At 66.6% G+C, this 22,695-nt stretch carries 22 protein-coding genes; 5 read left to right on the top strand and 17 right to left on the bottom strand.

Going from position 1 to position 22,695, the window contains the following annotated elements; genetic code table 11:
- The first annotated feature begins 81 nt into the window (after nucleotides 1-81).
- The 3 genes from BAMB_RS10200 to BAMB_RS10210 all read left to right on the top strand — a co-directional run bounded on the left by BAMB_RS10200 (nucleotide 82) and on the right by BAMB_RS10210 (nucleotide 3,163).
- On the top strand, nucleotides 82-1,302 hold the full coding sequence (locus tag BAMB_RS10200) for a hypothetical protein (RefSeq protein ID WP_011657267.1): 1,221 nt from the start codon (nucleotides 82-84) through the stop codon (nucleotides 1,300-1,302).
- A 30-nt stretch (nucleotides 1,303-1,332) separates the two neighbouring features.
- A complete protein-coding gene (locus BAMB_RS10205; RefSeq protein ID WP_011657268.1) occupies nucleotides 1,333-2,016 on the top strand; it encodes a Vgb family protein in 684 nt (227 codons plus the stop codon).
- 175 nt (nucleotides 2,017-2,191) lie between these two features.
- Nucleotides 2,192-3,163 carry a DMT family transporter gene (locus BAMB_RS10210; RefSeq protein WP_011657269.1) on the top strand — a complete coding sequence of 324 codons (972 nt, stop codon included), beginning with the start codon at nucleotides 2,192-2,194 and terminating at the stop codon, nucleotides 3,161-3,163.
- A 63-nt stretch (nucleotides 3,164-3,226) separates the two neighbouring features.
- Here BAMB_RS10210 and BAMB_RS10215 read toward each other — a convergent pair whose 3' ends face one another.
- On the bottom strand, nucleotides 3,227-3,550 hold the full coding sequence (locus BAMB_RS10215; protein ID WP_006752170.1) for an RnfH family protein: 324 nt from the start codon (nucleotides 3,548-3,550) through the stop codon (nucleotides 3,227-3,229).
- Between the two features lie 4 nt (nucleotides 3,551-3,554).
- Nucleotides 3,555-3,992: a type II toxin-antitoxin system RatA family toxin gene (locus BAMB_RS10220; protein ID WP_011657270.1), complete on the bottom strand. Its 438-nt coding sequence runs from the start codon at nucleotides 3,990-3,992 to the stop codon at nucleotides 3,555-3,557.
- 99 nt (nucleotides 3,993-4,091) lie between these two features.
- On the opposite strand from BAMB_RS10220, the gene smpB reads away from it, so the two are divergent.
- Nucleotides 4,092-4,538: an SsrA-binding protein SmpB gene (gene smpB, locus BAMB_RS10225; protein WP_011657271.1), complete on the top strand. Its 447-nt coding sequence runs from the start codon at nucleotides 4,092-4,094 to the stop codon at nucleotides 4,536-4,538.
- Between the two features lie 228 nt (nucleotides 4,539-4,766).
- Here the strand turns inward: smpB and BAMB_RS10230 are convergent, their stop codons facing one another.
- From BAMB_RS10230 to ppsA, 3 genes are all read right to left on the bottom strand, one after another.
- Nucleotides 4,767-5,702, bottom strand: a complete 936-nt coding sequence (locus tag BAMB_RS10230; RefSeq protein WP_011657272.1) for an SPFH domain-containing protein — start codon at nucleotides 5,700-5,702, stop codon at nucleotides 4,767-4,769.
- Nucleotides 5,703-5,735: 33 nt separating this feature from the next.
- Entirely contained in the window at nucleotides 5,736-6,170 is a 435-nt protein-coding gene (locus BAMB_RS10235; protein WP_011657273.1) for an NfeD family protein, read from the bottom strand.
- A gap of 165 nt (nucleotides 6,171-6,335) precedes the next feature.
- A complete protein-coding gene (ppsA, locus tag BAMB_RS10240; RefSeq protein WP_006752165.1) occupies nucleotides 6,336-8,735 on the bottom strand; it encodes a phosphoenolpyruvate synthase in 2,400 nt (799 codons plus the stop codon).
- Between the two features lie 387 nt (nucleotides 8,736-9,122).
- On the opposite strand from ppsA, the gene ppsR reads away from it, so the two are divergent.
- Complete coding sequence (ppsR, locus tag BAMB_RS10245; protein WP_011657274.1) at nucleotides 9,123-9,938, top strand: posphoenolpyruvate synthetase regulatory kinase/phosphorylase PpsR; 816 nt, start codon at nucleotides 9,123-9,125, stop codon at nucleotides 9,936-9,938.
- A gap of 116 nt (nucleotides 9,939-10,054) precedes the next feature.
- Here ppsR and BAMB_RS10250 read toward each other — a convergent pair whose 3' ends face one another.
- The 12 genes from BAMB_RS10250 to uppS form a co-directional block, all read right to left on the bottom strand.
- Complete coding sequence (locus BAMB_RS10250) at nucleotides 10,055-10,837, bottom strand: TrmH family RNA methyltransferase (RefSeq protein WP_011657275.1); 783 nt, start codon at nucleotides 10,835-10,837, stop codon at nucleotides 10,055-10,057.
- A 297-nt stretch (nucleotides 10,838-11,134) separates the two neighbouring features.
- Entirely contained in the window at nucleotides 11,135-11,788 is a 654-nt protein-coding gene (gene rnhB / locus BAMB_RS10255; protein ID WP_011657276.1) for a ribonuclease HII, read from the bottom strand.
- The gene (gene lpxB / locus BAMB_RS10260) at nucleotides 11,785-12,954 is read right to left on the bottom strand and encodes a lipid-A-disaccharide synthase (RefSeq protein ID WP_011657277.1); all 1,170 of its coding nucleotides are present in this window, start codon (nucleotides 12,952-12,954) and stop codon (nucleotides 11,785-11,787) included. The genes rnhB and lpxB overlap by 4 nt, the downstream gene beginning before the upstream one ends.
- A 3-nt stretch (nucleotides 12,955-12,957) precedes the next feature.
- On the bottom strand, nucleotides 12,958-13,746 hold the full coding sequence (lpxA, locus tag BAMB_RS10265) for an acyl-ACP--UDP-N-acetylglucosamine O-acyltransferase (RefSeq protein WP_011657278.1): 789 nt from the start codon (nucleotides 13,744-13,746) through the stop codon (nucleotides 12,958-12,960).
- A 67-nt stretch (nucleotides 13,747-13,813) separates the two neighbouring features.
- Nucleotides 13,814-14,281 (bottom strand): 3-hydroxyacyl-ACP dehydratase FabZ, encoded by a 468-nt coding sequence (gene fabZ / locus BAMB_RS10270; protein WP_041491210.1) that lies wholly within the window; start codon nucleotides 14,279-14,281, stop codon nucleotides 13,814-13,816.
- 130 nt (nucleotides 14,282-14,411) lie between these two features.
- Nucleotides 14,412-15,506: a UDP-3-O-(3-hydroxymyristoyl)glucosamine N-acyltransferase gene (gene lpxD / locus BAMB_RS10275; RefSeq protein WP_011657280.1), complete on the bottom strand. Its 1,095-nt coding sequence runs from the start codon at nucleotides 15,504-15,506 to the stop codon at nucleotides 14,412-14,414.
- A 16-nt stretch (nucleotides 15,507-15,522) separates the two neighbouring features.
- Nucleotides 15,523-16,020: an OmpH/Skp family outer membrane protein gene (locus tag BAMB_RS10280; RefSeq protein ID WP_041489826.1), complete on the bottom strand. Its 498-nt coding sequence runs from the start codon at nucleotides 16,018-16,020 to the stop codon at nucleotides 15,523-15,525.
- Between the two features lie 63 nt (nucleotides 16,021-16,083).
- Nucleotides 16,084-18,390 carry an outer membrane protein assembly factor BamA gene (gene bamA, locus BAMB_RS10285; protein WP_011657281.1) on the bottom strand — a complete coding sequence of 769 codons (2,307 nt, stop codon included), beginning with the start codon at nucleotides 18,388-18,390 and terminating at the stop codon, nucleotides 16,084-16,086.
- A gap of 64 nt (nucleotides 18,391-18,454) precedes the next feature.
- On the bottom strand, nucleotides 18,455-19,843 hold the full coding sequence (gene rseP / locus BAMB_RS10290; RefSeq protein WP_011657282.1) for an RIP metalloprotease RseP: 1,389 nt from the start codon (nucleotides 19,841-19,843) through the stop codon (nucleotides 18,455-18,457).
- 11 nt (nucleotides 19,844-19,854) lie between these two features.
- Nucleotides 19,855-21,051 (bottom strand): 1-deoxy-D-xylulose-5-phosphate reductoisomerase, encoded by a 1,197-nt coding sequence (locus BAMB_RS10295; RefSeq protein WP_011657283.1) that lies wholly within the window; start codon nucleotides 21,049-21,051, stop codon nucleotides 19,855-19,857.
- 15 nt (nucleotides 21,052-21,066) lie between these two features.
- Nucleotides 21,067-21,888, bottom strand: coding sequence for a phosphatidate cytidylyltransferase (locus BAMB_RS10300; RefSeq protein WP_011657284.1), 822 nt, complete (start codon nucleotides 21,886-21,888; stop codon nucleotides 21,067-21,069).
- Complete coding sequence (gene uppS / locus BAMB_RS10305; protein ID WP_006758563.1) at nucleotides 21,882-22,664, bottom strand: polyprenyl diphosphate synthase; 783 nt, start codon at nucleotides 22,662-22,664, stop codon at nucleotides 21,882-21,884. Before uppS ends, BAMB_RS10300 begins: the two co-directional genes overlap by 7 nt.
- Nucleotides 22,665-22,695 lie beyond the last annotated feature (31 nt).

Below are 22,695 nucleotides of genomic sequence, written 5' to 3' on the forward strand. Positions count from 1 at the left end.
ACGGCGCATCTGCCGTGTGCGTGGTGCTAGATTAGGGCCGGGCATCGGACGGCAGGGAGTGACAACTGTGTCGGGATTCGGATGGATTCGCTGATCACGGCCGCGGCACGCGCGCTCGCGGCGGGCGACCCGCTCGGCGCGCTGAACCGCGTCGCGCTGCGCGACGACGCGCCGGCGCTCGCGTTGCGCGGCATCGCGATGGCGCAACTCGGCGACTTCGAGCGTGCGCGGGCGCTCGTGCGCGGCGCGGCCCGCGCATTCGGCGCGAAAGAGGCCGTCGCGCGGGCGCGCTGCGTCGTCGCGGAAGCCGAGATCGCGCTGGCGTCGCGGGATCTCGGCTGGCCGTCGCGGTCGCTCGACGCTGCCTGCGCGACGCTCGACGCGCACGGCGACCACGCGAACGCCGCGCATGCGCGCTATCTCGTCGTGCGCCGGCTGCTGCTGATCGGGCACGTCGACGACGCCGAACGCCGGCTCGCGAGCCTCGATCCCGCACCGCTGCCGGCCGCCTCACGCGCGGCGCACGAACTGATCGCGGCCGGCATCGCGATGCGCCGCATCCGCCCGCACGCGGCGCGCCTGGCCCTCGCCCGTGCGCGCGCGGCCGCACGGGACGCCGGCATCGCCGCGCTGACCGCCGAAGTCGACACGGCCGCGCGCGTGCTCGATACACCGGCCGCGCGGCTCATCGTGCGCGGTGCGTCGCGGCTCGTGCTGCTCGACGAGGTCGAGGCGCTGCTGGAATCGAACACACTCGTCGTCGATGCATGTCGCCACGCGGTACGCGACGCGCGCACGACCGTGTCGCTCGCGCGCCGCCCGGTGCTGTTCGTGCTCGCCCGCCTGCTCGGCGAGGCATGGCCCGGCGACGTGTCGAGAAACGCACTCGTCGCCGCGGCGTTTCGCGCGAAACACGCGGACGAATCGCATCGTGTCCGCCTGCGCGTCGAGATCGGCCGCCTGCGCGCAATGCTGCGGCCGCTCGCGAACGTCACCGCGACGCCGCACGGCTTCGCGCTCGAACCGCTCGGCCGGCGCGAGACCGTCGTGCTCGCGCGCCCCGTCGAAGACCGCCACGCGGCCGTGCTCGCGCTGCTCGCGGACGGCGAGGCGTGGTCGAGTTCCGCCCTGGCCCTCGCGCTCGGTGCGAGCCAGCGCACCGTCCAGCGTGCGCTCGACGCGCTCGCCGAAGCGGACAAGGTGCAGGCGCTCGGCCGCGGTCGCGCGCGTCGCTGGATGACGCCGCCGCTGCCCGGATTCGCGACGACCTTGTTACTCCCCGCACCGCTGCCGGGCGACTAGGATGGGTACACCAACGACGAGGCGACAGACATGAAACGCTCCACCGCAAACATCCTCCGCGAATACGGCCCGTTTCCGGGCGGCGACGGCGTGCACGGCGTCACGTTCGATGGGCAGCACGTGTGGTTCGCATCCGGCGACAAGCTGAACGCGCTCGACCCGGAACGCGGCACGACCGTGCGCACACTCGACGTCGCCGCGCACGCGGGCACCGCGTTCGACGGGCGCCATCTGTTCCAGATCGTCGAGGACCGCATCGAGAAGATCGATCCCGATTCGGGCCGCGTGCTCGCGACGATACCCGCGCCCGGCGGCGGTGCCGATTCCGGGCTCGCGTGGGCCGAAGGCACGCTGTGGGTCGGCCAATACCGCGAGCGAAAGATTCATCAGGTGGATCCGCAATCGGGCGCCGTGCTGCGCACGATCGAATCGAACCGCTTCGTCACCGGCGTGACGTGGGTCGACGGCGAGCTGTGGCACGGCACCTGGGAGGCGGACGAGAGCGAGCTGCGGCGGATCGACCCGCGCACCGGGCAGGTGCTCGAGCAGGTCGACATGCCGCCTGGCGTCGGCGTGTCGGGGCTGGAGTCCGACGGTCGCGACACGTTCTACTGCGGCGGCGGCAACAGCGGCAAGCTGCGCGCCGTACGCCGCCCCGCGCGGTCATCCGCGGCGGGCGACAGTGCGGCGGCGGCCGAACCGGCCGAGGGCTGATCCGCCGGTCGTCGCAGGGCGTGCCTACGCGCCGCGATCCGCGATCCGCGACAAAGAGGACCGGATCGCGGCCGATCCCGAACCTCACCCGCTTCCGAGTGCAGGAATGAACAAGACGCGCTCGCGTCGCCATCGCTAAGATGCGCGCTCGTCAGTCTTTCGTTCGGAGCAGTCGATGCAGCGCGGTGTGGTGTATGGCGTCCTGGCAGGCGCGTTGTGGGGCATGGTGTTTCTCGTGCCGCGGCTGATGACCGACTTCTCGCCGCTGCTGCTGAGCGCGGGCCGCTATGCGATGTACGGCCTCGTGTCGCTGGCGGCGGCGTTGCCGGCCGCCCGCTCGCTGCTCGCGCGGCTGACCCGCGAGGATCTCGTCGCGCTCGTGAAGCTCGCGCTCGTCGGCAACGTCGCGTACTACATGCTGCTGTCCGGCGCGGTGCACCTGATCGGCATCGCGCCCAGCTCGCTGATCGTCGGCGTGCTGCCCGTGACCGTCACGCTCGCGGGCCTCGGCGACCATGGCGCGGTGCCGCTGCGGCGGCTCGCCGCGCCGCTCGCGCTGGTGATCGCCGGCATCGTCTGCATCAACGTCGACCTCTTCACATCGGAAGCCGCGCAGGCGACGACGCTCGGCCAAAAGCTCGCCGGCATCGCGTGCGCATGCGGCGCGCTGGCAAGCTGGACCTGGTACGCGGTTGCGAACGCGCGCTACCTGCAGCGCCACCATCATTTCGGCGGCAACGAGTGGTCGGTGCTGTGGGGTGTCGTGACGGGCCTGATCGGCGGTCTCTGCTGGCTCGCGATCCTCGCGCTGCCGGCCGGCATGGCGCAGGCGGCCGTCCCGACATCGCGCTGGCAGCTGTTCTGGCTGCTGAACCTCGCGCTGGCGATCGGCGCGTCGTGGCTCGGCAACGGACTGTGGAACGCGGCGTCAAAGCGGCTGCCGCTCACGCTGTCGGGCCAGCTGATCGTGTTCGAAACCGTGTTCGCGATGCTCTACGCGTTCGTCTACGACCACCGGATGCCGCGCACGCTCGAGATCGCGGCGCTCGCGCTGCTGCTGGCGGGCGTCTATGCGTCGGTGCGCCGGCACGGCGACACGCACGCGGGAGGCGATACGGCCGGCCGCGCGAACGTTGCGGCCCACTGAGCGCGGCCGCGGCTGGCCTGACGAATCGGAACGAAAGTACGGGGGCGACGCTGCAGCAATGCGTCAGCGCGCGTCCTTGTGCATCCACTTGCGGCCCTCGACAGAGCCCTCACGGCGGGTCTTGTCGACGCGCCGCTGGCGCGCGAGCTTCGGATCGACGATCAACGGTCGGTAGATCTCGACGCGATCGTGGTCGGCGAGCGGCGCGTCGAGGGGCGCGAGCTTGCCGAACACGCCGGTTTTCGCGTGGGCGAGATCGATCTCCGGGTGCAGCGCGAGCACCCCGCTCGCGTCGATCGCCGCGCGCACGGTCGCGCCTTCGGGCAGCGACACCGGAATCAGCGTCTGGCGATCCGGCAGCGCATAGCAGACTTCGATCGACAGCATTGCGTCACCCCTTCCCGTAGCGCTGGTCGGCGCGCTTCACGAACGAATCGACGAACGTGTTCGCGATATGGCTGAACACCGGCCCGATGATCTTCTCGAGCAGGATGCTCGAGAACTCGTAGTGCAGCGCGAATTCGATCTTGCACGCATCGGCGCGCAGCGGAATGAAGCGCCACGAGCCCGTGAACTTCTTGAACGGGCCGTCCGCGAACTCCATGTCGATCCGCGTCGGGCGCTGCTGCGTGTTGCGCGTCGCGAAATGCTGCTTGATACCCTTGAAGTTGATGTCGATGCGCGCTTCCATCCCGCGGTCGTCCTGACGGCGAATCTCGACGCCGCCGCACCAGGGCAGGAAATTGGGGTAATCGGCCACGTCGGTGACGAGGTCGAACATCTGTTCCGCCGAATGACGGATCAATACTGTTTTCTGGACATCTGCCATAAATCGCGCGGCATCGCTCGAAGTGAGAACGCAAGGCCGGGCGATTCTCGCCCCGCTTTGCTAAAATCGTGATTTTAAACGAGTTGGCCCAATCCTTTCATGAGCATCATCGACAACAGGAAAGCGCACTTCGATTATCACATCGAGGAACGCTACGAGGCGGGGCTCGTGCTGGAGGGCTGGGAAGTCAAGGCGCTGCGCGCCGGGCGCGGCCAGATCAAGGAAGGCTACGTCGTCGTCAAGAACGCCGAGATCTTCCTGATCGGCACCCATATCAGCCCGCTGCCCGAAGCCTCGACGCACATCCACCCCGATCCGGTCCGCACGCGCAAGCTGCTGCTGCACCGCGAGGAAATCAAGAAACTGATCGGCAAGGTCGAGCAGCGCGGCTACACGCTCGTGCCGCTGAACTTCCACTACAAGGGCGGCCGCGTGAAATGCGACATCGCGCTCGCGAAGGGCAAGAAGCTGCACGACAAGCGCGAAACCGAGAAGAAGCGCCACTGGGAACGCGAAAAGGCCCGCATCATGCGCGCCGGTACCTGACCACCCGATCCGCATCGCAAACGACACGGCCCGCTCGAAGCGGGCCGTGTTGCTTTGTATCGCGTGATTCGGGCGGGTGGCGATCGGGCAGTCGATCAGCGCCCCGGATGAAGCGCTGCGCCGCCCGTCGCCGTGCAAATGCGATCGTGATCGCGATTCCACCGTGCGACGATTCGCCGCATGCGCGGCGCATGCCACGGCCGCCGGCGCCGGGAACCGCGCGTATGCTCAGCCCTTCCCGCCCTCGGCCGGCACGGCGTTCTTGACGATCGTCAGCGCCGACGCGATCGCGGTGCCGAGATCCGACAGGTTCGCCGGCACGATCAGCGTATTGCCCTGTTTCGCGAGGTTCGAGAACGCGCCGACATATTGTTCGGCGACCTTCAGGTTCACGGCATCCATCCCGCCCTGCGACTGGATCGCGCCCGCGATCTTCTGGATTGCCTGCGCGTTCGCCTCGGCCACCGCGAGAATCGCGGACGCCTCGCCCTGCGCCCGGTTGATCGCGGCCTGCCGCTCGCCTTCGGACTTCTGGATCGCGGCCTCGCGCGCGCCCGACGCGAGGTTGATCTGCTCCTGCTTGCGGCCTTCGGATGCGGCGATCAGCGCGCGCTTTTCCCGCTCGGCGGTGATCTGCGCCTGCATCGCGTGCAGTATCTCCTTCGGCGGCGTCAGGTCCTTGATCTCGTAGCGCAGCACTTTCACGCCCCAGTTCGCGGCGGCCTGGTCGAGCGCCGACACGATGTTGTGGTTGATGAAGTCGCGCTCCTCGAAGGTCTTGTCGAGTTCGAGCTTGCCGACCACCGAGCGCAGCGTCGTCTGCGCGAGCTGCGTGATCGCGAGCACGAAGTTGCTCGACCCGTACGAAGCCTTCATCGGATCGGTGACCTGGAAGTACAGCACACCGTCGACCTGCAGCTGCGTGTTGTCGCGCGTGATGCAGACCTGGCTCGGCACGTCGAGCGGAATTTCCTTCAGCACGTGCCGGTAGGCGATCCGATCGACGAACGGCAGCACGATGTTGAGACCGGGCGACAGCGTCGCGTGATAGCGCCCGAATCGTTCGAGCACCCACGCATGCTGCTGCGGCACGATCTTCACCGTTTTCGACACGATCACGATGGCGATGACGAGCAGGACGACCCAAATGATCAGCGAATCCATGAAATGTTCTCTCCTTGTTTTATCCGTGGATGATCAGCGCGCGGGTTTCGCGACGACGACGAGACTGTTGCCGCGCACGGCGCTCACCTGATACTCGTGTGCATCGTCACGCTCGCCGGTCGCGAGCTCGACGTCCCAGTCGGCGCCGCGATACTGCACGCGCGCGCGGCCGTCATGCCACGCGTCGACCGTCACGGTCGAGCCAATATCGAGATTGACGTCCGGATTCGCCGACGTGTCGCGTTTCTGCTTGCGCCCGAGCCCCGAGCGACGCAGCACGATCATCGCGATGATCGCGACCGCGGCGGCCGCCGCGACCTGCACGTGCGGCGCGAAACCGGCGAGCTGCAGCAGCGCGCCCGCGAGAAAGCCGAGCGCGATCATCAGCAGATAGAACGTGCCGGTCAGCAATTCGGCGACGACCAGCACGCCGACTCCGACCCACCAGAACAGATGCCCCGACATCATTGTGGTCCCCCGAAAAACGCCCTCACGCTCGCCATGTTCGCGGTTCGGTGAGTACAAACAAAAACACCCCGGTGCCTACCGGGGTGTTTATAGCATGAACCTTGCATTCTGCCTTCATCGAAAGAGCGGCGAGCCGCCCTTTCGTCAAGGCTGCATGACCGACCGTTACTTCCGGTTGGCGAGCGCCTGCCACGTATCGATGATCGTGTCCGGGTTCAGCGAGATCGACACGATGCCTTCGTCGGTCAGCCACTGCGCGAAGTCCGGGTGATCGGACGGGCCCTGGCCGCAGATGCCGACGTACTTGCCCATCCGCAGGCAGGTATCGATTGCACGCTTCAACAGGAACTTGACGGCCGGGTCGCGTTCGTCGAAGTCGACGGCCAGCAGTTCCATGCCCGAGTCGCGATCGAGGCCGAGCGTGAGCTGCGTGAGGTCGTTCGAACCGATCGAGAAACCGTCGAAGTGTTGCAGGAACTCTTCGGCAAGAATCGCGTTGGTCGGGACTTCACACATCATCACGAGGCGCAGGCCGTTCTCGCCGCGCTTCAGGCCGAACTTCTCGAGCAGGCCGACGACGCGCTCCGCCTGCTTCACGGTACGCACGAACGGCACCATGATCTCGACGTTGGTCAGGCCCATCTCGTCGCGCACGCGCTTCAGTGCACGGCACTCCATCTCGAACGCCTGCGCGAAGTCTTCCGCGATGTAGCGCGACGCGCCGCGGAAACCCAGCATCGGGTTTTCCTCGTCCGGCTCGTAACGCGAACCGCCGATCAGCTTCTTGTACTCGTTCGACTTGAAGTCGGACAGACGCACGATCACGGGCTTCGGATAGAACGCCGCGGCGATCGTCGCGACGCCTTCCGTCAGCTTGTCGACGTAGAACTGGCGCGGCGACGCGTGACCACGCGCGACGCTCTCGACCGCCTTCTTCAGGTCCTGGTCGATGTTCGGGTACTCGAGGATCGCCTTCGGGTGCACGCCGATGTTGTTGTTGATGATGAACTCGAGACGCGCGAGGCCAACACCCGCGTTCGGCAGTTGCGAGAAGTCGAACGCGAGCTGCGGGTTGCCGACGTTCATCATGATCTTGACCGGGATTTCCGGCAGCTCGCCGCGCTGCACTTCCGTGACTTCCGTCTCGAGCAGCCCGTCGTAGATCTTGCCTTCGTCGCCTTCCGCGCACGACACGGTGACGAGCGCGCCGTCCTTCAGCACGTCGGTCGCATCGCCGCAGCCGACGACTGCCGGCACGCCGAGCTCACGCGCGATGATCGCCGCGTGGCAGGTGCGGCCGCCACGGTTCGTGACGATCGCCGCCGCACGCTTCATCACCGGCTCCCAGTTCGGGTCGGTCATGTCCGCCACCAGCACGTCGCCCGGCTGCACGCGTTCCATTTCCGACGGATCCTGGATCACGCGCACGGGGCCCGCGCCGATCTTCTGGCCGATCGCGCGGCCCGTCGCCAGCACCTGCGACTGGCCCTTCAGCTTGAAGCGCTGCTCGGCCTTGCCGCTTGCCTGGCTCTTCACCGTTTCCGGACGTGCCTGCAGGATGAAGATCTTGCCGTCGCGGCCGTCCTTGCCCCACTCGATGTCCATCGGACGCTGGTAGTGCTTCTCGATGATGACCGCGTACTTCGCGAGCTCGATCACGTCTTCGTCGGTGATCGAGTAGCGGTTGCGCTGCTCGTGCGGCACGTCGACCGTCTTCACGCGGCCCGGCTCGCCCGGCTGCGTGAATTCCATCTTGATCAGCTTCGAGCCGATCGAGCGGCGGATGATCGGGTACTTGTCCTGCGCGAGCGTCGTCTTGAACACGTAGAACTCGTCCGGGTTCACGGCGCCCTGCACGACGGTTTCGCCCAGGCCGTAGCTCGACGTGATGAACACGGCGTCCTTGAAGCCCGATTCGGTGTCGATCGTGAACATCACGCCGGCCGCGCCGACGTCCGAGCGGACCATGCGCTGCACGCCGGCCGACAGTGCGACCTCGGCGTGCGTGAAGCCCTTGTGCACGCGATACGAGATCGCGCGGTCGTTGTAGAGCGACGCGAACACGTGCTTCATGCGATCGAGGACGTCGTCGATGCCGACGACGTTCAGATACGACTCCTGCTGGCCGGCGAACGATGCGTCGGGCAAGTCTTCCGCGGTGGCGGACGAACGCACGGCGAACGACAGCTCGGCCGGCGAGCCGCTCTTCAGGATTTCGAACTGGGCGCGAATTTCCTCTTCGAGACGTGCCTGCATCGGCGCATCGACGATCCATTTACGGATTTCGGCACCGGCTTCGGCGAGCGCCTTCACGTCGTCGATGTCGAGCGACTCGAGACGCTTGGCGATGCGATCGGTCAGATCGTTGTGCTTGAGGAAATCACGGAAGGCGAGCGCGGTCGTGGCGAAACCGGTGGGTACGCGAACGCCTGCTTCGGAAAGCTGGCTGATCATCTCGCCGAGCGACGCATTCTTGCCGCCCACGATCTCCACATCGGTCATCCGCAACTGCTCGAACGGGATTACATACGCCTGGTCCTTTGCGACGTTTGCTGCGTTAGTCATACAAGCCCCTAAGTGTGAAAAAAATGCTCGATTGCGCAAGTGGGCTCGGACGCGGGCGCCTGCAAAAAGGCGCGGCGCGTCTTGCGCAACCTGTTGGAGAAACAATCGCGTGGGCGAAAAATCAGCGAAAAATCGTCCGACCCGATTTGCAAAAATCCCGGCAGAAGGGCGATATATTCAGACGAATCGCCGAACTTGCCGGGAGTTTTCGAATCGAGCGGCCAAGCCTGGGGCGCCGTTCGTATCCTGCCCCTGCAATTGCTTATCCAACAGGTTGCCGCTATTCTACCGTGCCGGCTGCCGGATGTGGCGCGACCTTGTCTCCGCGTCTGGAGGCGAACCTCCAGCCGCCCGCGCAACCGCCCTTCACGCTCGACGCCCAGATTCATGCTGCCTACCGTTTTCATCGTCTCCGACGGCACCGGGATCACTGCCGAAACCTTCGCGCATTCGATCCTCTCCCAGTTCGACCAGAAATTCCGTCTCGTGCGTCTGCCGTTCGTCGACTCGCTCGAGAAGGCCTATGCGACCGTCGAGAAGATCAACGACGCCGCGGTGCACGACGGCCGCCGCGCGATCGTCTTCACGACGCTCGTCGACAGCGAGTCGAACGACATCGTCAAGCGCTCGAACGCGCTCGTGCTGGACATGTTCCAGCGCTTCGTCGAGCCGCTCGAGCAGGAACTGGAGCTGAAGTCGAGCCACGCGATGGGCCGCGGCCACCAGAACGCCGATACCGAGGAATACAAGACGCGGATCGAGGCGATCAACTTCTCGCTCGCACACGACGACGGTCAGTCGAACCGAAACCTGTCCGAAGCCGACGTGATCCTGGTCGGCGTGTCGCGCAGCGGCAAGACGCCGACGAGCCTGTATCTCGCGATGCAGTACGGCGTGAAGGCGGCCAACTATCCGCTGATTCCGGAAGACTTCGAGCGCGGCAAGCTGCCGTCGGCGCTGACACCGCATCGCGACAAGCTGTTCGGACTGTCGATCGATCCGCAGCGCCTGTCGGAGATCCGCAACGAGCGCCGCCCCGGCAGCAAGTACGCGGCGCCGGAAAACTGCCGCTACGAGATCAACGAGGCCGAGGCGATGATGCGCCGCGAAGGGATCAAGTGGCTGTCGTCGACGCACAAGTCGATCGAGGAAATCGCGACGACGATCCTGCAGGAAATCCGTCTCGACCGGCAGTCGTACTGACGACCGGCGCGCCGGCCGCCGTCAGGCCGCCGCCAACAGCAAAAAAGGCCGCATACGCGGCCTTTTTTTCGTGATGCGGGATACGCGCGGGCAACGCCGTGCGTCACGTCGTCATGTCATGCGCGCCGCTGCTGCCGCACCTGCTCGAACAGACATACCGCCGCGGCGGCCGCGACATTCAGCGACTCCATGCCACCGGGCTGCGGGATCGTCACGCGATGCGTGGCCGCATCGCGCCAGAACGCCGACACGCCGGCGCCCTCGTTGCCGAACACCCATGCGACGGGGCCGGCCAGGTCGCAGTCGTAGACCGCTTGCGCGCCGTGCGAATCCGTCAGCGCGACCGGCACGTCGAGCCGCGCGGCGAGCGCATCCGGCTCGACATCCTCGTGGATCGACAGCAGGAAGTGCGCGCCCATCCCCGAACGCAGCACCTTCGACGACCACGCATACGCGGTGCCCGGCGCGCAGAACACGTGCCGCACGCCGGCCGCCGCCGCGCTGCGCAGGATCGAGCCGACGTTGCCGGCGTCCTGCACGCCGTCGAGCACGACCGACGTGTGCGTGACGCGCTCGGGCAGCGGCTGCACGGGCCGGTCGACGAGCAGCAGGAAACCGACGCCGCTGACCACGTTCGACAACTGGCCGAACAGCGCGTCCGGCAGCGTGACGACCCGCTGCGCGTCGATGCGCGCGATGATCGCCTGCGCTTCGGCGTGCGCGAGCGCGCCTTCGGTCGCGACGCACAGCTCCGGTGTCGCGCCCGTATCGAGATACGCGCCGGCGAGATGGAAACCTTCGAGCAGCGCCTGGCCGCCGCGCCGCTGGTGAGACGTCGAGCCCGCGAGCGCCTTCAGGCGCTTGTACAGCGGGTTGTCGCGGGATGTAATGCTCTTCATCAGGGGCCTGTTCCCGCTCATCGCGGGCGTGCGAACGTGCGTTGCCGGCTGTCCCCGACGGGGAGTGCCTTCGGGCGCGTGCGAGAAGCACGGCGCGCCGTCGGGCCGCGCCGAACCCGCGACGCGCGACGTCGCCATGCGGCCGGCAACGCACGTTCACGAAACTAAAAAAATCCCTTTCCGGCGGGGCCGCCGGAAAGGCCGATCGTGGCGTCATGCTCGCGGCGAATACGCGAGGTATTCGCCGTGCCCCTTCCGTCGCGCTCGCCCCTTCTGGCGGCCGGCGCAAGCCCGTTCTCAGCGGGAACCGGCCATCAGGTCGAGCGCCTCGCGCACGGGCGCGAACGAGCGCCGATGCACTTCGCACGGGCCGTGCTCGCGCAGCGCGGCAAGGTGTTGCGGGGTGCTGTAACCCACGTGCATGTTGAAGCCGTACACCGGGAAGCGTTCATGCAGATCGACGAGCATGCGGTCGCGCGTGACCTTCGCGAGAATCGACGCGGCCGAGATGCTCGGCACGAGCGCGTCGCCGCTGACGATCGCCTCCGCACGCACCGTCAACGTCGGACAGCGGTTGCCGTCGATCTGGGCAAGCGTCGGCAGCACCGACAGGCCCTCGACGGCCCGCTTCATCGCCAGCATCGTCGCGTGCAGGATGTTCAGCGTGTCGATTTCGTCGACGCTGGCCGACGCGACGCAAAACGCGCTCGCGCGCGCGACGATCAGGTCGTACAGCGCGTCGCGCTTCTTCGCGGACAGCGCCTTCGAATCGTCGAGCCCGTCGATCGGCCGTGCGGGATCGAGGATCACCGCGGCGGCCACGACCGGCCCCGCGAGCGGGCCGCGGCCCGCTTCGTCGACGCCGCAGACGATCTCGTCGGGCCGACTGAAGTCGAAACCGCCCTGCAGATCGGCCGACGCGCGGCGGCGTGGCACACGGATGGCCGTCATGCGCGCCCCCTGCGTTGCTCGAGCACGCGCACGACCGCTTCGGCGGCCTTCGCGGCCGTGTTCTGACGCAGCGAAAGATGCATTTCGGTAAAGACTTCGGTCAGCGTGCGGCGGTTCGCGTCGTCGCGCAGCTGCGTAAGCGTCGCATCGGCGAGCGCCTCGGGCGTCGCGAAATGCTGCAGCAACTCGGGCACGACGAAGCGCCCCGCCAGGATGTTCGGCAAGCCGACGTATGGCAGATAACCCTGCCGGCGCATGATCTGCCCGGTCAGCCAGGGCACCTTGTACGAGATCACCATCGGCTTCTTCAGCAGCGCGGCTTCCAGCGTGACGGTGCCGCTCTTCACGAGGATCGCGTCGGCGGCTGTCATCGCGACCTGCGAGCGGCCGTCGGTGATCGTCAGCGCGAGTTGCGGATGGGCGTCGACGAGCGGCTGCAGCAGTTCGCGCAGCGCAGGCGTCGCCGCCGGCATCACGAACCGCACGCCGGGCTCACGCTGCTGCATCAGCGCCATCGCCGCGAAGAACGTCGGGCCGATCAGTCCGATCTCCGAGCGCCGGCTGCCCGGCAGCACCGCGATCACCGGGCCGTCTGCGGGCAAGCCGAGCGCGATGCGCGCGCCGTGCGTGTCGGGCTCGAGCGGAATCTCGTCGGCGAGCGGATGACCGACATACGTCGATGCGACACCCGCCTTGTCGAGGATCGCCGGTTCGAACGGGAACAGGCACAGCATGTGGTCGACGGACTTCGCGATCTTCTTGATCCGCCCGCCGCGCCACGCCCAGATCGACGGGCACACGAAGTGGATCGACGGGATGCCCGCATCGCGCGCGGCCTGCTCGACGCTGAAGTTGAAGTCGGGCGCGTCGACGCCGATGAACGCGTCGGGCCGCTCCGCGAGCAGCTGGCGCTTCAACTCGCCGCGAATCCGCAGGATCTCGGGAATCTGGCCCAGCGCCTCGACGTAGCCGCGCACCGTGAGCTTGTCCATCTGCCAGTGCGAGTCGAAGCCGTGCGCGAGCATCCGCTGCCCGCCGATCCCGTAGTAGCGGGTCGACGCGGGCAGCCGCTCTTGAAGCCCGCCGAGCAGCGACGCCGCGAGCAGATCGCCCGACGGCTCGCCGGCCACCATTGCGAGCCGGAGCTGATTGGTCGGGAGCGACATCGCTTAGCGGATGATGCCGCGTTGGGACGCGTCGATGAACTCGACGAACGCGGTGACCGCTGCATCGCCTTCGCCGCCCGCGACCGCCAGCTCGCGCAACTGCACCTTCGCTTCCTCGAGCGACAGGCCGTTCTTGTACAGCAGGCGGTACGCGCTGCGCAGCGCCGAGATCGCGTCGGGAGAGAAACCGCGCCGGCGCAGCCCTTCGACGTTGATGCCGTGCGGCTCGGCCTTGTTGCCGGCCGCGATCACGAACGGCGGCACGTCCTGCACGAGCGCCGACGCGCCGCCCAGCATCGAATGCGCGCCGATGCGCACGAACTGGTGCACGCCCGACATGCCGCCGATGATCGCGTAGTCGCCGATCTCGACGTGACCGGCCATCTGCGCGTTGCTCGACAGGATCACGTTGTTGCCGACGCGGCAGTCATGACCGATGTGCACATAGGCCATGATCCAGTTGTCGTCGCCGAGCGTCGTCACGCCGACGTCCTGCACGGTGCCGGTGTGGATCGTCGTGAATTCGCGGATCGTGTTGCGGTTACCGATCACGAGCTTCGTCGGCTCGGCCTTGTACTTCATGTCCTGCGGACGGCCGCCGACCGACGCGTAATGGCCGATGCGGTTGTCCTCGCCGAGCGTCGTGTGACCTTCGATCACGCTGTGCGAGCCGATCGTCGTACGCGCGCCGATCGTGACGTGCGGCCCGACGATCGCATACGGCCCGATCTCGACGGACTCGTCGATCTGCGCGCCCGGTTCGACAATCGCGGTGGGATGAATCCTGGTCATGCGCCGTTGCCTCTCGATATGATGTGTCGCGTTGCTCGCGTTACGATATCCATGCGTGCCGCGTCGCTCAGGGCGCCGCGTCGGCCGTCTTGACCGTGCACATCAGTTCGGCCTCCGCCGCCACCTTGCCGTCCACTTCCGCCACCGCCTTGAACTTCCAGATGCCGCGGATGTAACGCACGAACGTCACGTTCAGAATCAGCTGGTCGCCCGGTTCGACCACGCGCTTGAAGCGCGCGCCGTCGATGCCGACGAAGTAGTACAGCGTGTTTTCCGGATCCTTCGGCTGCTCTTCCGCGAACGTCAGCAGCGCGGCTGCCTGCGCGAGCGCCTCGAGGATCAGCACACCCGGCATCACCGGCCGCTTCGGGAAGTGTCCCTGGAAGAACGGCTCGTTGATCGACACGTTCTTCAGCGCTTTGATCCCTTTGTGCGGCTCGAGTTCGAGCACGCGGTCGACGAGCAGAATCGGGTAGCGATGCGGCAGCAGCGTGAGGATCTTGTGGATGTCGAGATTGATTTTTTCAGTGCTCATGATGGTTCGTCTCACGCAGAGGCTGCGCGGTGGTGATGCAAAGGCTGAAGCGGGCCGCCGCGCGGCCCAGTCTGACAAACCGGGCCGGTAGCGCTGGCCGTGCCCGGTTGCTGGTCTCGCATGGCGTCGGTCAGGCGTCCGTGCCGCCCTGGGCGGCCAGTGCGGTTTCGAGCGCCTTGATGCGCTCGCGCAGCTTGTCGAGGTTGCGCACGAGCGCGGCGCTCCGGTTCCATTCGCCGTGGTCGACGGCCGGGAATGCGCTCGTGTAGATGCCGGCCTTCGGCAGCGACTTCGACACGCCCGACTTCGCGGTGATGATGACATAGTCGCCGAGCGTCACGTGGCCGGCAATGCCCGCCGCGCCGCCGATCATGCAGTGGCGGCCGATCGTCGTGCTGCCGGCGATGCCGGCGCTGCCCGCGATCACCGTATAGGCGCCGATCCGGCAGTTGTGGCCGATCTGGACCTGATTGTCGATCTTCACGCATTCGTCGATGACGGTGTCCGCCATCGCGCCGCGATCGATCGTCGTATTCGCGCCGATCTCGACATCCGGGCCGATGGTCACACCGCCGACCTGCGGGATCTTGACCCAGCTGCCGGTGCGCGCATCGCCGTCGCCGACGAAATCCGGCGCGAAGCCGAACCCGTCGGATCCGATCACGGCACCCGCATGGATGATCGCGCGCGGGCCGATCTTGCAGCCGTGGTACACCGATGCATTCGGATACAGGTGCGAACCCGCGCCGATCGTCGTGCCGCGGCCGATGAACACGTTCGCGTCGAGCTGCACGCCGTCCTCGATCACCGCGCCGGCCTCGACCGTCACGTGCGGGCCGATCACCGCGCTCGCGGCAACCTGTGCGGCCGGATCGATCGTCGCGCTCGGATGCACGCCCGGCGCGCGCGGCGGCGTGGCGAGATCGATGAACATCTGCGCGACGCGCGCGAAATACGCGTACGGATTCGGCGTCACGATGAAATTGAGGGGGCCGGCCGCCTGGCCGCCAGTAGCCGCGCGCAGCTTTTCGAGATCCTTCGGCGCGATCAGCACCGCGCCGGCGCGGGTCGTCTCGACCTGCGACAGGTACTTCGGATTCGCGAGAAACGCGAGTTGCTGAGGGCCTGCCTGGTCGAGCGGCGCGAGGCCGCTCACCTTGCACTGGGCGTCGCCGGCGATCTCGCCGCCGAACCGCTTTACGAGTTCCTCGAGCGTCAATGCCATTCGTCGTCTGCTCCGTTCAGTTCGTCGAGCCGGACGCGAGCGCCTTGAGCACCTTGTCGGTGATGTCGATGCGCGGACTGACGTATACGGCTTCCTGCACGATCAGGTCGTAATTCTGCTGCTCGGCGATCTGCTTGATGACCTTGTTCGCGCGCTCCAGCACCGCCGCGAGCTCCTCGTTGCGGCGCTGGTTCAGGTCCTCGCGAAACTCGCGCTGCTTGCGCTGGAAGTCGGTGTCGAGCTGCGCGAGATCGCGCTGCTTCTGCGCACGATCGGCCGCCGACAGCGACGCACCGTTCTTGTCCAGCGAGTCGGACATCGACTTCAGGCGCGCCGCGAGGTCCTGCAGTTCCTTGTCGCGCTTCGCGAACTCGGCTTCGAGCTTCGTCTGCGCCACCTTGGCGGGCGCCGACTCGCGCAGGATCCGATCCGAATTGACCGCCGCGATGCGGGCGACGTCCTGAGCATGCGCCGTCGCCGCGCCCAAGGCCAGCGCAACGGTCAGCGCACACATCACTCGTTTCGAAAACTTACCGGTTAGCAAAATTACCCTCTCGTTGCTGTTGTATGCGTTCGATCAGAACGCCGTCCCGATCTGGAACTGGAATTTCTGGTACTGGTCGCCTTCATGCTTCTGCAGCGGGAAGCCGAGGCTCAGCTTCAGCGGGCCGATCGGCGAGATCCACGCGAGACCCACGCCGTAGCCGTAACGCAGGCCGTTCGCGCCGGTACTCGTGCCGCCCGGCGCGTTACCCCACACGTTACCGCCGTCGAGGAACGTGAACACGCGCAGCGTGCGGTCGTAGCCGGTGCCCGGCAGCGGGAACGTCAGCTCGATGTTGCCGACCAGCATCTTCGAACCGCCGATCGGGTCGTTCGTCTTCGTGTCGCGCGGGCCCAGCGAGCTCGGCTCGTAGCCACGCACCGAGCCGATACCGCCCGCGTAGTAGTTCTTGAAGATCGGGTACGGGTTGCCGATACCGTTACCGTAGCCGCCTTGCAGGTTCATGCCCAGGATGAAGCCGCGCGAGAACGAATAGTAGTACTGCGCCTGCAGGTCGGCCTTGTAGTACTGGATCTTGCCGACCGGCACGCCGTACTCGACGTTCGCTTGCGTGAAGTAGCCGCGGCTCGGGATCAGCGCGCTGTCACGCGCGTCGCGCGACCACGCGACGGTCAGCGGCACCGTGTTCGACACGCGGCCGAACTGGTTCACGTAATCCTGGTAGCTCTGCGGCGTGTTCGAGTCGACATCGAGACGGTTCTGCTCGAAGCCCGCGCCGAAGTAGACGGTGTCGACTTCCGAGAACGGAATGCCGAACTTCAGGTTGCCGCCCGCGCTGATGATCCGGAAGCTCGAGCTCGTCGAATAGTAGAGCGGCTGGTACGTGCGGTAGTAGACGTCCGTGATCCGCTTGATGCCGTCGACCGTGAAGTACGGGTCGACCTGCGTGACGGTCAGCGTGCGGTAGCTCTTCGCGGTGTTGACGTTCACCGACAGGCTCGTGCCCGAGCCGAACACGTTGTCCTGCGACACGCCGGCCGACAGCACCACCTTGTCCGTCGACGAGAAGCCCGCGCCCAGCGTGATCGCGCCGGTCGGCTTTTCATCGACCTTCACGGTCACGTCGACCTGGTCGTTCGTGCCTTCGACCGGCACCGTCGTCACGTCGACGTTGGTGAAGTAGCCGAGACGGTTCACGCGATCCTTCGACAGCGCGAGGCGGTTCGAATCGAACCACGAGCTTTCGAGCTGGCGCATTTCGCGGCGCACGACTTCGTCGCGCGTACGCGTGTTGCCGACCACGTTGATACGGCGCACATACACACGACGGCTCGGATCGACGACGAGGTTCAGGTTCACCTTGTGGTTCGCCTGGTCGATGTCCGGCTGCGCGTTGACGGTCGCGAATGCGTAGCCGTATTCGCCGAGCTTGTCGACGATCGACTTCGTCGTTTGCTGCAGCTTTTCGGCCGAGAAGCGATCGCCCGGCTTGATCTTGATCAGCTTGGTCAATTCGGCTTCGCGATCGAGCAGGTTGCCCGACAGCTTGATGCCCGACACCGTGTACGGCTCGCCTTCGTGCAGCGTGACCGTCAGGTACATGTCCTTCTTGTCGGGCGAGATCGACACCTGGGTCGACTCGATGTTGAACTCGAGGTAGCCTCGGTTCAGGTAGTACGAGCGCACGGCCTCGAGGTCGCCCGTGAGCTTTTCCTTCGAGTACAGGTCGTTCTTCGTGTACCAGGAGAACCAGTTCGGCGTGGACAGCTGCATCTCGTCGCGCAGCTTGCTGGTGCTGAACGCCTTGTTGCCGATGAAGTTGATCTGGCGGATCTTCGCGCTCGGGCCTTCGGCGACCGCGAACAGGATCGACACGCGGTTCGCGTCGACCGGCGTGATCGTCGTCTTGACCTCGGCCGCGTAGAAGCCGCGCGTCAGGTACTGACGCTTGAGCTCCTGCTCCGCCTTGTCGACGAGCGCCTTGTCGTAGTAGCGGCCGTCGGCCAGACCCACCGCGCGCAGCGCCTTCGTCAGGTTGTCCTTGTCGAATTCCTTCGTGCCGGTGAAGTCGATCGACGCGATGGCCGGACGCTCCTGCACCTGCACGATCACGACGTTGCCCTGGGTCGCGATGCGCACGTCGTTGAAGAAGCCCGTCGCGTACAGCGCGCGAATTGCTTCGGATGCCTTGTCGTCGGTGAAGGTATCGCCCTGCTTGATCGGCAGGTAGGCAAACACCGAACCCGCTTCGACGCGCTGCAACCCCTCGATCTTGATGTCTTGCACCACGAACGGTGCCGCTGCATGCGCCGCGAGGCCGTGCGCGGCGAGCGCGGCCGCTGCAACTGTCTTAGGTACAAAGCGATGAGGTTTGAACAACGTGCATCCCCAATATTTAGCTGCATCAAATCAGGCGGCGGCCGACTGGCCGCCGCCTGACGCTTCAGAAATGGATTAACCGAGCCAGGTCGTTGAACAGCGCGATCGCCGACAATGCGACGATGCAGATCAACCCGGCTCTTTGCAGAATCAGCTGCCAGCGCTCCGAAACGGCTTTCCCGGTCGCGGCTTCAACCAGATAATATAACAGATGCCCCCCGTCCAAAACGGGAATCGGCAGCAAGTTCAACACCCCGAGGCTAATGCTGACAAGGGCGAGGAACGACAGGAAGGCCGACGGACCGAGCCGCGCGCTCTTGCCCGCGTAGTCCGCAATCGTCACCGGACCGGACAGGTTCTTCAGCGACGCGTTGCCCGTGATCATGCGCCCGAACATCTTCAGCGAATAGACGGCGATGTCCCACGTGCGGTGCGCACCGAGCCGCAGGCTCTCGATCGGACCGTAGCGCACGTCGACCGACGGCGTGTGCATCGACAGCGCCGCGCCGATGCGGCCGACCTGCTGGCCCGTCTCGTCGTCGCGCTGCGCCTGCGGCACGATCGACACCGTCTGCGTGGCACCGCCGCGCTCCACGCGCAAGTCGACCGGCTGCCCTGCGTGGTGCTTCACCGCGTCGATGAAGCGCGAGGCGCCGCCGATGGGCTTGCCGTCGAGCGCGAGCAGCTTGTCGCCGGCCTTCAGGCCCGCGCGCTCGGCCGCGCTGCCGGGCTGCACCGATGCTACCGACAACGTGCCGCCGCCGGTCTCGAAGCCCAGGTGCGTCATGAAATCGTCGTCGAGCGCGCTTTCGGGAACGTTGCGCAGGTCGACGCGGAAGTCGAACGTCGACGCGCCGCCGTCGCGCGCACCGAGCACGACCTCGCGATGATCGAACGCGGCGGCCAGCAGCTTCCAGCGCAGATCCGACCACGAACGCACCGGCACGGCCTCGCTGCCCTGCGCGTCGCCTGCGTGCACGTCACGGATCGAGACGATCGTCTCGTTGCCGTCGAAGCCCGCGCGAGCTGCCACCGTGCCGGCGGCCGGCGGCGCGAGCACCGCGGCCGGCTCGGTCACCCCGGTGGCGAATACGACGGAAAACAGGACGATTGCCAACAGGAAGTTCGCGATCGGGCCGGCGGCGACGATCGCGATGCGCTTGAACACCGATTGCCGGTTGAACGCCTGGGCGAGCTCCTCGGGCTTGATGTCCGCCCCCGGCTCGCGCTCGTCGAGCATCTTCACGTAGCCGCCGAGCGGCAGTGCGGAGAGCGTCCATTCGGTGCCCGTCCGGCGGCTGACCCAGCGCGCGACGGGCTGGCCGAAACCGATCGAGAAACGCAGCACCTTCACGCCGCACCAGCGCGCGACGCGATAATGTCCGTACTCATGCACGACGACCAGCACCCCGATCGCCACCGCAAACGCGATCAGTTCGACCAGCACGTTCATGAGCACCTCATTCAGACAGTACGCTCCACGCGGGGCGCAGGCGCTTTCGCAATGATCTCGGCGGCGAGGCGGCGTGCCTCGGCATCCGCCGCAAGGACGTCGTCGAGCCCGTTCGGGCTGCGGTTCGGCAGCGCGTTGAGCACCGCGTCGACGGTGGCCGCGATCGCCATGAAGCCGATCCGGCGCTCGAGAAACGCTTCGACCGCGATTTCGTTCGCCGCGTTCAACGCGGCGCTCGCGATACCGCCCTCTTCAAGCGCCTTCAGCGCGAGCGCGAGGCACGGGAAGCGCGTGTAATCGGGTTTTTCGAACGACAGCTGCACGATCTGCGCGAGGTCGAGCTGGTCGACGCCCGCGTCGACGCGCTCCGGGAACGCCAGCGCGTGCGCGATCGGCGTGCGCATGTCGGGGTTGCCGAGCTGGGCGAGCACCGAGCCGTCGCGGTACGACACGAGCGAATGGATCACGCTCTGCGGGTGAATCAGCACGTCGATCCGGTCGCCGGCCAAACCGAAGATCCAGTGCGCCTCGATCACCTCGAGGCCCTTGTTCATCATCGTCGCGGAATCGACCGAGATCTTGCGGCCCATCACCCAGTTCGGGTGCTTGCAGGCTTCGTCCGGCGTCACGTCGGCGAGCGTGGCCGGCTCGCGCGTGCGGAACGGGCCGCCCGACGCGGTCAGGATGATCTTCGAGATCCCGCCGTGCTCGTTCTCGTCGCGCGGCATGCACTGGAAGATCGCGTTGTGTTCGCTGTCGACCGGCAGCAGGATCGCGCCATGGTCGCGCACGGCGTCCATGAAGATCGCGCCCGACATCACGAGCGATTCCTTGTTCGCCAACAGGATGCGCTTGCCGGCGCGCGCGGCCGCGAGGCTCGGCGCCAGGCCGGCCGCGCCGACGATCGCCGCGACGACGGTGTCGCAGCCGTCGCTCTTCGACACGTCGACGAGCGCTTGCGGCCCGTACAGCACGATGGTCTTGCTGCCCGCCGCGCGCAGCTTTGCCTCGACGTGCGCCGCCGTGTTCGCATCGCCGACCACCGCGACTTCGGGCGCGAAGCGCAGGCACTGCTCGACGAGCTTGTCGCCGTTGCGGTGCGCGGTCAACGCATAGACCGAGAAACGCTCGGGATGGCGGGCGACCACGTCGAGCGTGCTGTCTCCGATCGAGCCCGTGGAACCGAGCAGTGTCAGACGTTTTTGCATAACAGAAATAGTGGTTTAACCAAGCAGCAGCATTGCGAGCGGCAGCACGGGCAGCAGTGCGTCGACACGGTCGAGCACGCCGCCGTGCCCGGGCAGCAGGCCGCTGGAATCCTTCACGCCCGCCTGACGCTTGAGCAACGACTCGAACAGGTCGCCGATCACGCTATAGGCGACCAGCAGCGTCAGCGCGGCCCACGCACCGGGCATCCCGTAGCGGGTGGCGAATGCGGAAAACAGGGTCGGCTCGAACCAGTGCGCCGCCATTGCGACACCCGCGACGACCATCACGGCGAACCAGCCGCCGATCGCACCTTCCCAGCTCTTCCCGGGACTGATCGTGATGGCCAGTTTACGCTTTCCGAAGGCCTTGCCCGCGAAGTATGCGCCGATATCGGCCAGCCAGACGACCAGAAGCAGCGACAACACGAACGGAACGCCCTCGGCACGCGCCGCGACGAGCGCATGCCAGCAGGCCGCGAACACGACGAGCCCGGCCGCGAGCAGGAACGCCCGCCACACGCCGCCCGCGAGTTCCGGCTTGCGCCGCAGCGAGAACGGGCCGACCAGCAGCCAGAACACGCCGGCCGCCATGAAAAGGGGACGGGACGAAGCCGCACCGACGCCGAGCGGCGCGGTCGCCGCGAGCGCGGCCGCGGCGACGATCGCATAGACGATGGCGCCGGTCGCGCCGAGCTTCAGCAGGCGCGCCCATTCCCACGCGGCGAACACGAGCACGACGCCGATCAGCGCGCCGAACGCGGTGAGCGGCGCGAACAGCGTCACCGGCAGCAACACTGCCAGCATCACGACCGCCGTGATCACACGGGTCTTCAGCATGAAAGGGAATCGGCGTTCTGCGATTGCGGTTCGAGCTGCGCGCTGGTGCGCCCGAAACGGCGCTCGCGCTCGGTATACGACGCGATCGCGTCGGCAAGCGCCGCGCCGTCGAAGTCCGGCCAGTATTTGTCGGTGAAATAGAATTCCGCGTATGCGAGCTGCCACAGCAGGAAATTGCTGACGCGCTGCTCGCCGCCGGTACGGATGAAGAGATCGGGCTCCGGCGCATAGGCCATCGCCAGGTGCGGCGCGAACGCGTCTTCGGTCACGTCGACCTCGCGGCCCTCGCGCACGGCCTGCTCGACGAGCTTCTTCGTCGCTTGCAGGATGTCCCAGCGGCCGCCGTAGTTCGCGGCGATCGTCAGGGTCAGGCGGGTGTTGCGCGCCGTCTTGGTCTCGGCGCGACGGATCAGTTCACGGATGCGCGGCTCGAAGCGTTCGAGATCGCCGACCACCCGCAGGCGGATCCCGTTCGCATGCAGCTTGCCGATCTCGCGCTCGAGCGCGGTGATGAACAGCCGCATCAGGAACGACACTTCGTCGTTCGGCCGGCGCCAGTTTTCCGAACTGAACGCGAACAGCGTCAGGTATTCGACGCCGGCGCGCGCGCAGCCTTCGACCACCGCCCGCACGGCATCCACGCCGCGGGTGTGCCCCGCGACGCGCGGCAGGCGGCGTTCGGTCGCCCAACGGCCGTTGCCGTCCATGATGATCGCGATATGACGCGGCACGGCGCCGACGTCAGGCACGCGAACAGTAGAGCTTGTATAGGTCATGGCCGTTGAGACAGTAATGCGGAAAGAAGGC

The organism is Burkholderia ambifaria AMMD (genome assembly GCF_000203915.1).
In the GTDB taxonomy this organism is placed as follows: domain Bacteria; phylum Pseudomonadota; class Gammaproteobacteria; order Burkholderiales; family Burkholderiaceae; genus Burkholderia; species Burkholderia ambifaria.